Origin of the sequence: Pseudarthrobacter chlorophenolicus A6, from assembly GCF_000022025.1 — a bacterium.
Lineage (GTDB): Bacteria > Actinomycetota > Actinomycetes > Actinomycetales > Micrococcaceae > Arthrobacter > Arthrobacter chlorophenolicus.
The window spans coordinates 3,818,437-3,830,618 of sequence record NC_011886.1 but is presented as its reverse complement, the minus strand read 5'-3'; the positions used below and the strand labels follow the sequence as shown (position 1 = coordinate 3,830,618).

Below are 12,182 nucleotides of genomic sequence, written 5' to 3'. Positions count from 1 at the left end.
AGCCGGCAGCCGAACTCTCCCGCAGCGTGCAGCCCGCCCAGCGGATCTCCCTCCCCGCCGCGGCCTGCGCGATTGCCTCGCCGAGGAACTCCCCCGGCTCGATCCGGATCATTTCTTCGGTGAGGTGCTTGCCGCCGTCGGACGCGTCTCTGTGGCGCACGACGGCGGGAGGGCGGCCAGCGCGGCGCAACCGCAGGACAGCCTGGTCCCGGCCTGAAAGAGTCCGGAAACCAACAAAGGTCCGGCCCCGGTGGAAATCCACCCGGGCCGGACCTTTCTGTTGCGAGGGTTGCCTAGTTCTTGCTGGCCTCCGCGCTGGCTTCCGCGCTGGAGGCAGGGCTGGAGCCGGAACCGGGGCAGGAGTCCCCTTCCGCGCACTTGTCGCTGTGTTCGTGCCTGGTCACCAGGTCGAACTGAACGCCGCCGTGCTGCTCGACGCCGGTACGGATGGCGCGTTCGACGACGGACGTCGCAAGGCGGCGGCGCAGCGACAGCGGGTCCCGCCGCAGGTCCTTCGCGAGGGCGAAGCACAGCAGCAGCATGACCACGACGAACGGCAGCGCCGCCACAATGGTGATCCGTTGCAGGCCGGACAGCGCTTCGGAGGGCTCATCGCCACCGGCCAGAAGCATCACCGCGGCCACGGCGCCGGTAAGGGCGCCCCAGAAGATGACCAGTCCGCGCTTGGGCTCGGACGCTCCGTTGGAGCTGAGCGATGACATGATCAGCGATGCCGAATCCGCGCCGGTGATGAAGAAGATGGCTACGAGGACCATCGCCAGGACGATCACGGCTGCCGTCAGCCACTCCGGCATGGAGAGGTTCTTGACCAGGTTGAACAGCGCACCGTCAAAGTCGATCGAAGCCACGCCGTCGGTAACGGTCATCAGGCCGGGCTGTCCTGCCTCGTCAGCTTTCTGCTGCACATCGAATGCTGCCCCGCCGAAGATGCCGAACCAGATCACGCTGACAACGCTGGGAACCAACAGGACGCCGGTGACGAACTGCCGGATGGTGCGGCCGCGGCTGATGCGGGCGATGAACATGCCGACGAAGGGCGTCCAGGAGATCCACCAGGCCCAGTAGAAGATGGTCCAGCTGGACATCCAGGTACGCAGGGCCTCGTCTCCCACGGCCTCGGTGCGGGAGGACATCTCCGCCAGGTCGCGGGCGTAGTCGCCCACTGCGGAGGGGATGAGGTTGAGGATGAACAGGGTGGGGCCGGCGACGAACACGATAACCGCGAGGACTACGGCCAGGACCATGTTGATGTTGGACAGCCACTGGATGCCGCGGCTGATGCCGGAGACGGCGGATGCCACGAAGCACGCGGTCAGGATGGCAACGATGGCCACGAGGGCGGGAGTGCCCACTTCGCCCACCCAGCCGTTCGAGGTGAGCCCGCTGCCGATCTGCAGGGCGCCGAGGCCCAGGGATGCCGCAGTGCCGAACAGCGTGGCGAAGATGGCCAGGATGTTGATGAACTTGCCCACCGGTCCCTCGACGGTCCGGATGCCGAACAGCGAGGTGAATGCAGCGGAGATCAGCTGCTTGCGGCCCAGGCGGTAGGTGCCGTAGGCCATCGCGATGCCCACCACGGCGTACATGGCCCACGGGTGGAGGGTCCAGTGGAAGATGGAGGTGGCCATGGCGGTTTGGATGGCGGCGGGGGTGCGGCCGTCAACCGTTCCGGGCGGCGGTGAGATGTAGTGGTACAGCGGTTCCGCCACGCCGTAGAACATCAGGCCGATGCCCATGCCGGCCGCGAACATCATGGCGATCCAGGACACGGTGCGGAATTCGGGCTTTTCGCCGTCCTTGCCGAGGGGGATGTTGCCGAACTTCCCCATGGCCAGCCACAGGACGAAGACGACGAACAGGGAGGCGAGGACCATGAAGAGCCAGCCCGTGTACTCCATGACCCAGTCGAGGGCGTCCTTGGAGGTGGCGGCCAGGCTGTCCTTGCCGAGGAAACCCCAGAGCACGAAGGCGACGGCAATGGCGCCCGTGATTCCGAAAGTTACCTTGTCCAGGGTGAGCTTGCGGTTGCGGCGCTGGGACACCGCATGTTCTGTCTTGGTCTGGCGCAGTTCCTCGAGGATCTGGTCGTACTCTTCGGTGTCCGGGAGGGGCTCGGTGAAGGAGCCCTCTCCGGTGGGGCCGGGGGTGTCCGGCGAGGGGCCGCCCGGGGCGGCGGCAGCCTTCGCGGGGATGCTGTCCTGGTCGTCCTCGGGACGCCCGGGTTTAGGGGTGGTTAATTCACTATTGATAGCCATGAGCTGGATCCTTTGCTCGGCGGTCATGGACATGCGCAGTGGCAGGGCCTGGCGCGTCCACCGGATCGAAGCTTGGGGGACTTCGCCGGAGTTGAAGGCCATGATGTCGCCGTAGATGGTGCGTAGCTGTTTTAAGGCAGGTGCTTGCCGGCGGTCTCTTCCCGACGTCGGCAGGCGTGGTGCATGGAGTTACCTCTGGTATGGGTCGCGGCGGCTGGAAGATTCCGACGGACCGGGATGGCGGACGGGTAAAGCACCTGGGGAGTGTTTCGCAAGGGTCAACAGTATTCGCGTTAGGCAACAGAGTGCGCTACGCCACATTCAAAGTCAAGGTATTTCCTGATGCCGGGGCAACAAGACCGGACAGCTTGACAGTGAGGAAAGCGAAATCAGATTGTTGCATACTGCGGCTACGGTTGCGCAGGAAGCGTTTAACGCGGTAGGAACTCACGCAACAAAAAGCCCCGGTCCATGCGGACCGGGGCCATTGTTGGGGGTTTAGCGCCGGGAGTATCCCATGTTGGCGCTGATCTGGAGTCCGGCTTCCTGGAGTGCCTCCACCAGGCCCGGGATCTTCTCGGGGTCGAAGCGGAAGGCCGGGCCGGAAATGCTGATGGACCCCACCACGTTGCCCTGGTGGTTTAGCACCGGCACCGCTATGGCGTTCAGGCCGATCTCGAACTCTTCGCGGACCACCGCGTAACCCCTGCTGCCGGCTTCCAGCAGCTGGCGATCCAGTTCCTGCCGGTTGGTGATGGTGCGGGAGGTGCGGGCCGGCAGGCCGGTCTCCTTCAGGATCCTGTCGCGTTCGTCCGTAGCCAGTGCGGCCAGGAGGATCTTTCCGCTGGAGGTTGCGTGCAGCGGGGTCAGGCTGCCCACCCAGTCGTAGGTGGCAAGCGTGGACGGTCCCATGGCCTGGTCCACGTTGACCGCGTAGTTGGAGCGCAGCACGGCAAGGTTGACCGTTTCCTTGAATTCGGCCGCGAGGCCCTCCAGGACCGGCCGCGCCTCGTGGACCAGGCTCAGACGGCCGGGGATGACGCTGGCGAGGCGGAGGATGCCGAACCCCAGCTGGTACTTTCCGCGGTCGCTGTTCTGCTGGACCATGTCCCGGCTCACCAGGGAGCCCATCAGCCGGGACACCGTGGATTTGTGGATGCCCATTTCCTCGGCAATTTCACTGACTCCGGCCTGGCCTTCGCGAGCCAGGATCTCCAGGACCGCGAGGGCGCGCTCCACGGACTGCACCCCGCCGGACGGGCCGCTTTCTGCGTCCGCGTCGGGTTCGGGGTGGTTGTTCGAAGCCATCAGGCGCTCCCACGTCGTCGCTGCCGCTTGCGTGCCGGCGGGCCGCAAGCGCTGGTCGGTTACTCCATTCGATCCTATGCCGGGATTTGTGACCGGCATGACACGGAGCCCGGCAGGCCGCCCGCGGCACTGTGCCGAGGGTGCAGCGGGGCGGGTCCTAGCTGCCCCGGTACGTGGAGTAGGCGAACGGGCTCAGCAGCAGCGGGACGTGGTAGTGCTCGGGGCCTGATACTTCGAAAACCAGGTCCACTTCGGGGAAGAATGTGGCGGTCTGAAGTCCGGCGTAATACGTGCCGGTGGCAAAGTGCAGCTTGTAGTGGCCCGGTTCCAGCTGCTCGGGGCCTAGGTCCTTGGCCCTGCCGTCCGCATCGGTAGTGGAAGTGGCGAGCTCACGCCAGGTGCCGGCGTCGTTCCGTGAAAGGACGACGGCGACTCCCGCCGCCGGGCGCCCGGCGCCTGTGTCGAGGATATGGGTGGTGACGTGGGAGACGGTCATTCGGTGATCAGTCCTTCGAGCCGGAGTACGGCGATTTCGCGCAGCTGCTGGGCCACGATGGTGTCTTCCTCTGCGGGGGTGTTGGTGAGACGGCTGTTGAGGGACTGCAGGATTTCCGGCGCGGTACGGCCGGCGGCGCGAATAAGGAACACCCGGCCGAATTTTTCCTCATACTCACGGTTGCCGCGGGCCAGCGCCTCTGCTGCCGCGGCGTCCGCAGGATCCACCCCGGCCTGCTCGGAGCGGGACATGGACGCCTCGGCGGTGCCCGCCGTCGGACGTTCCCCGATCCTGGGGTGGTGGGCCATGGCGGCCTCGACCTCGGCAGGAGTGAAGGGGTTGGCCGCTCCGGACGCGAACGCCAAAAGCGCTTCCCTGCTCTGGAACGGCCTGGCCGCGGTGATGGCATCCACCCAGCGGGTGACGTCGATGCAGGGTTTGAGGGTGTGGGTGGCGGAGGAGGCGTCCGCACTGTTGAATTCGGCAAGCTTCATGCTGGCTGGTTCCTCGGTAACAATGCTGGCATCCATGGTGACGGCTATGCGGAGGCCGGACTGCCCGGCGCCCCCGTGCGTGGCCAGCCGGGGCAAGCCAACGAGGGTTCCGCATCATGGAACTGTTATTTCAGCATACGTAATATCTAAGGGCAGGGAGGGTGTGGTGTCAAGAGACTACAACACCACCGCTGCCTTCCCGGTATCATCACGGAAAGGCCCTTCAAAGGCTTGCTGACACAGACTGGGGAGTCAACAGAAGATGGACGGGGCGCTATGCAGACGCTGACCGATCAGGATGCCGGACGCAATCTTGACCTGCAGGAATACGGATTACTGCCGGCACACGAGGGGACTATCCCCGTTCTCATTGACCGCCAGGCGCAGGACGCACTCGACAACCTGGTGCGCGTGGCGGCCTCACTGTGCGGGGTGCCTTATGGCGTCGTCAACATCATCACGGCGGAGCAGCAGCTTCAGATAGCGGCGTCGGGGACTGAGGCAGGCATCTGCTCGCGCGAGGACTCCATGTGCGCTTCCGTGTTCCTGGACCCCGGAACCACGGTGGTGCGGGACGCCTCCCTGGACCCCCGCTTCGCCGCCAACCCTTTCGTCACTGGGGAAATCGCAAACGTCCGCTTCTATGCCTCTGTCCCGTTGCGCACGTCTAAGGGCCTGGTGTTGGGCTCGCTGTGCGTCTTTTCCGACCAGCCCGAACTCCCCACCCCGGAGCAGATAGACCTGGTGGAGGTGCTGGCCCTGCAGGTGGTGGAGCTCCTTGAACTCCAGCACCGGACGCTCCAGCTTGACCATGCCCTGGTGGAGCTGCGCCGCAGCAACGCCATGCTCTCCGAATTCGCCGGCCGCGTCAGCCATGACCTCCGCGCCCCGCTGACCACCATCCTGGGGTACGTGGAGCTCGCCGAGGACGATCCCGACCTGGCCCCGGACAACCCGGCGGCCGAGTACCTGGGGCTTATTGGCACCGGCGGACGGCGCATGCTGGGAACCCTCGAGGACGTGCTCAACTATGCCCGCGCGGATGGGGAGCTGCACCTTGAACGGGTGTCCCTGCTGGCCGTCACGGCAGAAGCTGCCCAGGACCTCGGAGTGGACCTGGGGCTGGGCAGCGGTTTCCTCTGCGAGGACGCCGAACTCACCGCGGACCGCCAACAGCTGCGCACCCTGGTCCAGAACCTGCTGGCCAACTCGCTGAACTATCGGGAGCCCGGGCGCGCGCTGGAAGTAGCCATCACCGCCACCACCTGCCCCCGCGGCGTCACCGTCCATGTGGCAGACAACGGCAAGGGCATCAGCCCGGCCGACCGCGTACGGGCGGTTGAACCGCTGGTCCGGCTCCACCGGCCAGGCGACGGGCCGGGTACGGGGCTGGGCCTGGCGACGTGCCAGCGGATTGCCCAGTCGCACGGAGGTGAACTGGGCATCAGTGAAACTCCCGGCGGCGGAGCCACCGTCTCCGTGCTGTTCCCCGCGAAGGGGCAGCACCAGGTTTAGCGGTGTGGCTGAGCTTGCCGAAACCCGGTTCCGGCAAGCTCAACCACCCGGCGGAAAGTCAGTCCTGGGAAGACGTCCTGGACAGCACCCAGGTGCTGGTGCCGTCCTGCCGTTCGAACGTCACCGTGGTCACCAGGGCCTGGATCAGGGCGAGCCCGCGGCCAGACTCGGCGTCCTCGCCCGGCGTTGCCGGTTCCATGGGTCCAAAGGGCGGCTTGGCGTTGTAGGCGCTGACGCGGGCCTGGAGCAGCAGCGGCTCCACAGTGATGTCCACGCCCAGTTCCACGGGATCCGCGGCCGCCGGTTCGGCGTGCTGGACAATGTTGGACGCTGACTCGATCACCGCCGTGGTGAACGTCATCTGGTCCATGTCATTCACGAACGGCACATCGAGCCACAGGCTGTCCATGTCGTTGTGGACGTCGTTGATGGCGTCTTCGGTGGCGAGCCCGCGGAAGCTGCGCGAGGCGAGCACCTCAGTCATTGCTGAACGCCTCTTCGACCGACGGGTAGGCCGTGAGGACCTTGTCCATGCTGGTGAGCTGCAGGACCATCTTCACCTGCGGCTGGACCGCCGCGATCCGGAGGTCCCCGCCGGCCTGCCGCGCAGCCTTCAGGCAACCGATCAGGGCGCCCAGCCCGGACGAATCCATGAAGGCGGTGTTTTCCAGGTTGACCACAATCCGGTTGGACCCGCCGGCAATCACATCCGTGACGAACTCGCGGAGCTTGGGCGCGGACACCATGTTCAGCCGCCCGTCCGCCTTGACCTCGGCGTATGAGTCCTTGACCTCATAGCTAAACTCCATCGGGATTCCTCTCTGTATTTACAGGTTCTGTGGATTCTGCGGGCGGCTCAAAGCCCTTGTAGAGCACGGCGCGGACCAGGATGCTCATGACCACCAGGTCGAAGATCACCCAGGCCACGTTGACCAGGGTGCCCAGCGGTTCGGCCAGGCCGGTGGCCAGGCGGACAATTCCGACGACGGCGGCCACGGCCAGCAGGATGGACACCACGATCTGGGGCTGGATCAGGCTCCAGCTGGGTCCGCCGCTTTGGCGCGCCTTGGGCGTCACCGCGAACCCCAGGGGACGGCCGAACCACACGTTGCGGGCCGCCGTCGTACACGCTTTGATCCAGGTTGGGAACAGGGCGAGGCTGTACTGCTGGCCGCGCCAGGTGGGAATGCCGCGGCCGGCCACCGCGAACAGCAGCTGGTTGACCACCATGAACGGGATGAACCGGATAAAGAAGTCCCAGCTGAGGCTGGTGACGGGCAGGATGCCCAGCAGCAGGTAGATGATGGGGGCGGCGAAGTAGATGACCGCCGCGAAGCCGCTCAGGTAGGTCCACATGGTGGCGAAGTACATCAGCCGCTGGCCGATCTTCAGGCCCTTCTGCACCAGCGGGTTTTCGCGGAGCAGCACCTGGATGGTGCCCTGGGCCCAGCGGAGCCGCTGGGTGAGCATCGTCTTCAGGTCCTCCGGCGCCAGGCCGTAGGCAAGGATCTCGTGGTGGTAGACGCTCTCCCACCCCATGGCGTGCATGCGCATGGCGGTGGCCATGTCCTCGGTGACCGAGATGGTGGCCAGCGGCATGATGGGCTGGGCTTCATCGTTGCGTTCCACCGACAGGGCATCCAGGACGGCCTGGACCGATTCGAGGGCACCCAGCGGGGACCAGTCGCGGGCGGACATGCGCTGCACAGCGTCGTCAGCCACCACCGGAACGCCGGCCTCACCAACATGCGCGAGCTCCATGGCCGCGATTTCCTCGAGGTCAGACTGCAGGGCCTCGACGTCGGCCTGGACCAGGGTCTGCACGGCCGTGTCCACGCGGCGGCGCACCCGGTAGGTGATCTCGCTGAGCGCCATGCCGGAATCCAGTTCCTGCTGCGCCTCCACGGTGGCGGCCTCCACCTCGTCCAGGACCTGGGCCACCAGCGGCGAGTCCATGTCCGTGGATTTGCGGGCCTGCCGGATGGCCTGCCGGGAAGCGGCCAGCGCACGGCGGATGCTCTTCTCGGTTTCCTTCACGTAGCCCACCAGGCCCAGCTGCATCAGCGCTTCGCGGCGCAGGATGGCGTTGGAGCCGCAGAAGAAGGCGGCGTTCCAGCCGTCCTTGCCCTGCTGGATGGGTCCGTAGAACAGCGGCGCCTGGCTGCCCAGGGGGTCATCGGCCGGAACGTTGCTGAAGTACTGCGGCGTCTGGACCAACGCCACCTTGCGGTTGTTGAAGTAGCCCAGCGTCTTTTCCAGGATGTCCGGCTCGGGGATCTGGTCCGCGTCCAGGATCAGCAGGAATTCGCCGTCGGTCTGCATCAGCGCATTGTTCAGGTTGCCGGCCTTGGCATGGCGCGGCAGGTCCTTGGTCCAGTCCTCGCTGCGGGTCACATAACCCAGGCCGTGCTGTTCGGCCAGTGCCTTCATCTCCGGGCGGGCGCCGTCGTCAAGGATCCAGGTGCTGTGTGGGTGCCGGATCTTCTGGGCCGCCAGCGCCGTGGTGAGGACCATGTCGAGGTCCTCGTTGTACGTGGTGATGAAGACGTCCACAGTAGCGTCGGCCGGCGGCTCCGGGGCGCCCTTGCGGATCTTCAGGTTCCACACCGTCATGCCGAACAGCATCACGTCGATGAGGCTGTACGTTTCGGCGATGACCAACGGCAGTGCGATCCACCAGGCTTCCCAGTTCAGGGAGGCCATCCACCGCCAGGCAATGTAGTTGACGCCGGTGATCACAGTCAGCACCACCACCAGGCGGGTCCAGAACCGGGTCATGCCGCCACCTCCTGCGGGAGCCTGCGGACCACAACCACCGTCACGTCGTCCTCCGCTGTTTCGGCCGGGGCGAGGGACAGGATGGCGCTGCTGGCCGCCTGCGCGGAATGTTCGGCCTGCGTGGCCCGCCGGACCGCTTCGGTGAAGTCCTCCACGGTTTCAAAGACATCCAGCACGCCGTCGCTGACCACCACCAGGCAGTCCCCGGGCGCCAGGTCAAGGCCGGACTGCGGCCACTCGGACCCGGACCAGGCCCCCACCGGCGGTCCGCCGGACGGAAGGCGGTGTGCTGCCCCGCCGGCCTCGACGTGCAGTGCGAGCCCGTGGCCGGCGTCTACATAGCTGACCCGGCCTGACGGCGCGTCCAGCCGGGCGTGGAAGAGGGTGACAAAGGAGTTGGAGGAGTCGAGGTCCGTGGCGATGGCCTTGCTGGCGGAGGCGAACGCGCCGTCCAGGTCCTGCCGGCGGCCGGTGGAGCGCATGACGGCGCGGACGGTGGCGGCGATCAGCGCAGCACCCATGCCCTTGCCCATGGCATCGGCAAAGGTCAGGTGCAGCCCTTCGGGCGTCTGGTACCAGTCGTAGAAGTCCCCGCCCACGCTGCGTGAAGGACGGAAGACCCCGGCAACGTCGTACCCCTCAACACGGATGTCCTCCTTGGGCAGGAGGCTCTGCTGGACCTCGGTGGCACGCTGGAGTTCGCTCAGCGATGCGGTGTCGGCGGCGGCGGGGGAAGGGCGGCGGCGGAACAGCGCGTTGATCCTCGACTGCAGTTCGCGGGGGCTGAACGGCTTGCTGATGTATTCGTCCGCACCGTTGTCCAGGCCCGTCAGCTTGTCCAGCTCGTCGGCGCGGGCGGTCAGCATGACGATGAACGCATCGGAGAATTCGCGGAGGAGTTTGCAGACTTCCAGGCCATCCAGGTCCGGGAGGTTCAGGTCAAGGGTGACCAGGTCCGGCTGGCTGCGCCGGACTTCCTCCACGCCGGTGAGGCCTTCACCGGCTTCCGTGACGATGAAGCCCTGCTTGGTCAGCACGCGGACCAGGAGCCCGCGGATGTCCGGGTCATCCTCGATGACAACGGCATGACGAACTTCAGGGGGAGAGACCATAGCTCTACTTCTACCGTATTAAGGCGGACGGGGCATGTCTCAGCGCTTCACAGTTTCAAGCGAATCCGCTGTTCAGCTGCGGAAAGTGGCCGTGACGACGGCGCCCGGAGCCGTCGTTGGGCATCTTGCGTAAATCTTGGGACCGGCTTGCCCGGACGTTGAGCATCGCCCGGGACACTCGGAGCAAGGTTGCAGCAGCTTCCGGGCAGCAGGGGATACGACGGCGGTCCCCGCCGGACGTTGCCCGGCCGGTGGATTGCGGGGGAAGCCATGGAACAGACGAATGATACGAACCGGGGTGTGCCCGCCCGGGGGACGGCCGGGCCTGGCGCCGGAGCGGTGCCGGGTGTGGGGCTGGACCTGATCGTCCGGGAAGTCCTGGAGGTGGGGGCGGCCAAGGCCAGGGCCCTGTGGTGCCTGCATGTCCATGCCCGCAAGGTGCGGGCCGCTGCCCGCGAACTGGCGGATGCCCTGGCGGAGTCCAGGGACGTCTGGAACTGGCCCGGAGACCGGCTGCCCGTGGGCGACGAGATGTCGCAGCATGTGGAGAAGCTGACCCACCGGTTGAGGGTGGAGACGGACACGCACTCCCGGCTGGAAGGACTCTTTAAGACTGTGGGCCGGGGGCGTTCCGTCCAGGCGGTTTAGATGCCACACTGGGGAGCAATCGATTGGCTGGGGGAAACAGTCAGGAGATTGCGGTGGGTTGGATGGCAGGTTGGGCTTACCTTTTGGCAGGACTCATGACCATGGACGCGCTTCTCCTGGCGCTGTGGGCCATGGAAGTGGACTGGGGCAAGTACTGGCGCAGGAAGTAGGCGCCCCACCCGGCACCTGCGTCCTGCCTAAGCGCTGCGGCGGCTCACCATCTCGTTGATCCATGCCGGCGCGAACGGCGACGTGCAGTTGGGCGGGGTGGGGTAGTCCTTGAGGACCTCCAGGCGTTCGCCAATGCTGATTGCCCTGGCCCGCTGGGCCGGATGCTCGATCCCGATCTGCGCCAGGGTGTGGTTCATGGCCCACTGCAGGCGGTCCGGGGCGGCCTTCATCTCCGCCTCAATGGTGTCCAGCAGCCCCGGCAGGTCAAGCCCTTCCGGCTTCTTGGCCACGCGTTCGGTGGTGAGGGCCCAGCCGGCACTGGCCACCACCGGGTCGGCGTCTGCCGTCCAGGCCACGCGGAGTGCTTCGGCGTGCGGGCTCTTCTTTGCCACGTAGTTGACCAGCCAGTCGTGGACTTTCGGTGCCCGGGATTCGCGCAGCATGGCGTCCAGTTCCTCCCGGCTGAAGTCCTTGGGCCGGCAGATCAGCAGCGCCAGGAGCCGCGCGGCGGTATCCCCGGTGTCCCACAGCTGCCGGGCCAGGTCCTGCTGGGTTTTCAGCCGCTTGGCCACGGCCCGGAGCTTGGAAAGGTTGACGCCGTGATCGTCCCCGCGCTTTTCGTTGGCTTCGCGAAACTTGGGATCTTCGAGCTCCGCCAGTTCGGCCAGAACCTCATCCACCTGGGACATTCCTACCTCCGCATGCGTCGCCGTGAACTATCAGCATACGGCCGGGCTCCAGGCTGCCCCTGTCCCTGCCCGCCACCTCCGGGCGAATCCCGGCAGGCGCTGCTACCGGCCCAGGTCCAGCCGCATCAGCACCCGCGGGAACCCGTTAAGCACCGATTCCGTATCCGCGGCCTTCGTGAAACCGGCATCCTCGAAAAGCTTCCGCGTGCCCACATAGGCCATGGTGAGGTCCACTTTCTGCCCGGCGTTGTCCACCGGATACCCTTCGACGGCGGGCGCTCCGTAGGTACGCGCCAAATGCACGGCCCCTGCCAGCAGTGCGTGCGAAATTCCGTTGCCGCGGTGCCCTGGCCGGACCCGGATGCACCAGATGGACCACACGTCCTGGCCGTCCACGTGGGGGATCCGCCTGTTGGTGGCGAAACCCGTGTCCGCGCGGGGGTGGACCGCTGCCCACCCAACCGGCTCGCCGCCGTCGTACGCCAAAATTCCGGGCGGGGGATCCTCCGCCAGCAGCTTTTTCACGAACGCCCCGCGTTCGGTTCCGTGGAGCTGCTGGTTCTGCTTGGACGGGATGCGGTAGCTCAGGCACCAGCACACGTTCGCGTCGGGCCGTTTGGGGCCAACGAGGGCTTTGACGTCCGTGAAATCGGTGGCCGGACGGATTTCGATCGCCATGCCGCCATCCTGTCACC

The 12,182-nt window shown here is 66.3% G+C and carries 12 protein-coding genes and 1 pseudogene; 3 read left to right on the top strand and 10 right to left on the bottom strand.

Translation table 11 applies throughout. The features are described from left to right. Positions 1-8: 8 nt before the first annotated feature. Positions 9-217, top strand: a pseudogene (locus ACHL_RS24900) (OpcA/G6PD domain-containing protein); the annotation flags it as partial. Between the two features lie 76 nt (positions 218-293). On the opposite strand, the gene ACHL_RS17320 reads toward ACHL_RS24900, so the two are convergent. From ACHL_RS17320 to uraD, 4 genes are all read right to left on the bottom strand, one after another. After that, positions 294-2,276, bottom strand: coding sequence for a BCCT family transporter (locus tag ACHL_RS17320; RefSeq protein ID WP_050767184.1), 1,983 nt, complete (start codon positions 2,274-2,276; stop codon positions 294-296). 498 nt (positions 2,277-2,774) lie between these two features. Next, positions 2,775-3,584: an IclR family transcriptional regulator gene (locus tag ACHL_RS17315; protein ID WP_015938607.1), complete on the bottom strand. Its 810-nt coding sequence runs from the start codon at positions 3,582-3,584 to the stop codon at positions 2,775-2,777. A gap of 157 nt (positions 3,585-3,741) precedes the next feature. Next, the gene (gene uraH / locus ACHL_RS17310; RefSeq protein WP_015938606.1) at positions 3,742-4,080 is read right to left on the bottom strand and encodes a hydroxyisourate hydrolase; all 339 of its coding nucleotides are present in this window, start codon (positions 4,078-4,080) and stop codon (positions 3,742-3,744) included. After that, positions 4,077-4,574, bottom strand: a complete 498-nt coding sequence (uraD, locus tag ACHL_RS17305) for a 2-oxo-4-hydroxy-4-carboxy-5-ureidoimidazoline decarboxylase (RefSeq protein ID WP_015938605.1) — start codon at positions 4,572-4,574, stop codon at positions 4,077-4,079. Before uraD ends, uraH begins: the two co-directional genes overlap by 4 nt. A 276-nt stretch (positions 4,575-4,850) precedes the next feature. Here uraD and ACHL_RS17300 point away from each other — a divergent pair, with 276 nt between their 5' ends. Next, positions 4,851-6,089 (top strand): GAF domain-containing sensor histidine kinase, encoded by a 1,239-nt coding sequence (locus ACHL_RS17300; RefSeq protein WP_015938604.1) that lies wholly within the window; start codon positions 4,851-4,853, stop codon positions 6,087-6,089. Between the two features lie 58 nt (positions 6,090-6,147). Here ACHL_RS17300 and ACHL_RS17295 read toward each other — a convergent pair whose 3' ends face one another. From ACHL_RS17295 to ACHL_RS17280, 4 genes are read right to left on the bottom strand one after another with little or no spacing between them, the layout of a single operon-like run. Beyond that, complete coding sequence (locus ACHL_RS17295; RefSeq protein ID WP_015938603.1) at positions 6,148-6,573, bottom strand: ATP-binding protein; 426 nt, start codon at positions 6,571-6,573, stop codon at positions 6,148-6,150. Then, positions 6,566-6,898, bottom strand: a complete 333-nt coding sequence (locus ACHL_RS17290; RefSeq protein WP_015938602.1) for an STAS domain-containing protein — start codon at positions 6,896-6,898, stop codon at positions 6,566-6,568. Before ACHL_RS17290 ends, ACHL_RS17295 begins: the two co-directional genes overlap by 8 nt. Further along, entirely contained in the window at positions 6,888-8,867 is a 1,980-nt protein-coding gene (locus ACHL_RS17285) for a glycosyltransferase family 2 protein (RefSeq protein WP_015938601.1), read from the bottom strand. Before ACHL_RS17285 ends, ACHL_RS17290 begins: the two co-directional genes overlap by 11 nt. After that, complete coding sequence (locus tag ACHL_RS17280) at positions 8,864-9,979, bottom strand: PP2C family protein-serine/threonine phosphatase (protein WP_015938600.1); 1,116 nt, start codon at positions 9,977-9,979, stop codon at positions 8,864-8,866. The genes ACHL_RS17285 and ACHL_RS17280 overlap by 4 nt, the downstream gene beginning before the upstream one ends. Before the next feature lie 270 nt (positions 9,980-10,249). Between ACHL_RS17280 and ACHL_RS17275 the strand changes: the two genes are divergently transcribed. Further along, entirely contained in the window at positions 10,250-10,627 is a 378-nt protein-coding gene (locus ACHL_RS17275; RefSeq protein ID WP_015938599.1) for a hypothetical protein, read from the top strand. 197 nt (positions 10,628-10,824) lie between these two features. Here the strand turns inward: ACHL_RS17275 and ACHL_RS17270 are convergent, their stop codons facing one another. Continuing rightward, positions 10,825-11,487 carry a DNA alkylation repair protein gene (locus tag ACHL_RS17270; protein ID WP_015938597.1) on the bottom strand — a complete coding sequence of 221 codons (663 nt, stop codon included), beginning with the start codon at positions 11,485-11,487 and terminating at the stop codon, positions 10,825-10,827. A 102-nt stretch (positions 11,488-11,589) separates the two neighbouring features. After that, positions 11,590-12,165 carry a GNAT family N-acetyltransferase gene (locus ACHL_RS17265; RefSeq protein WP_015938596.1) on the bottom strand — a complete coding sequence of 192 codons (576 nt, stop codon included), beginning with the start codon at positions 12,163-12,165 and terminating at the stop codon, positions 11,590-11,592. Between the last annotated feature and the right edge of the window lie 17 nt (positions 12,166-12,182).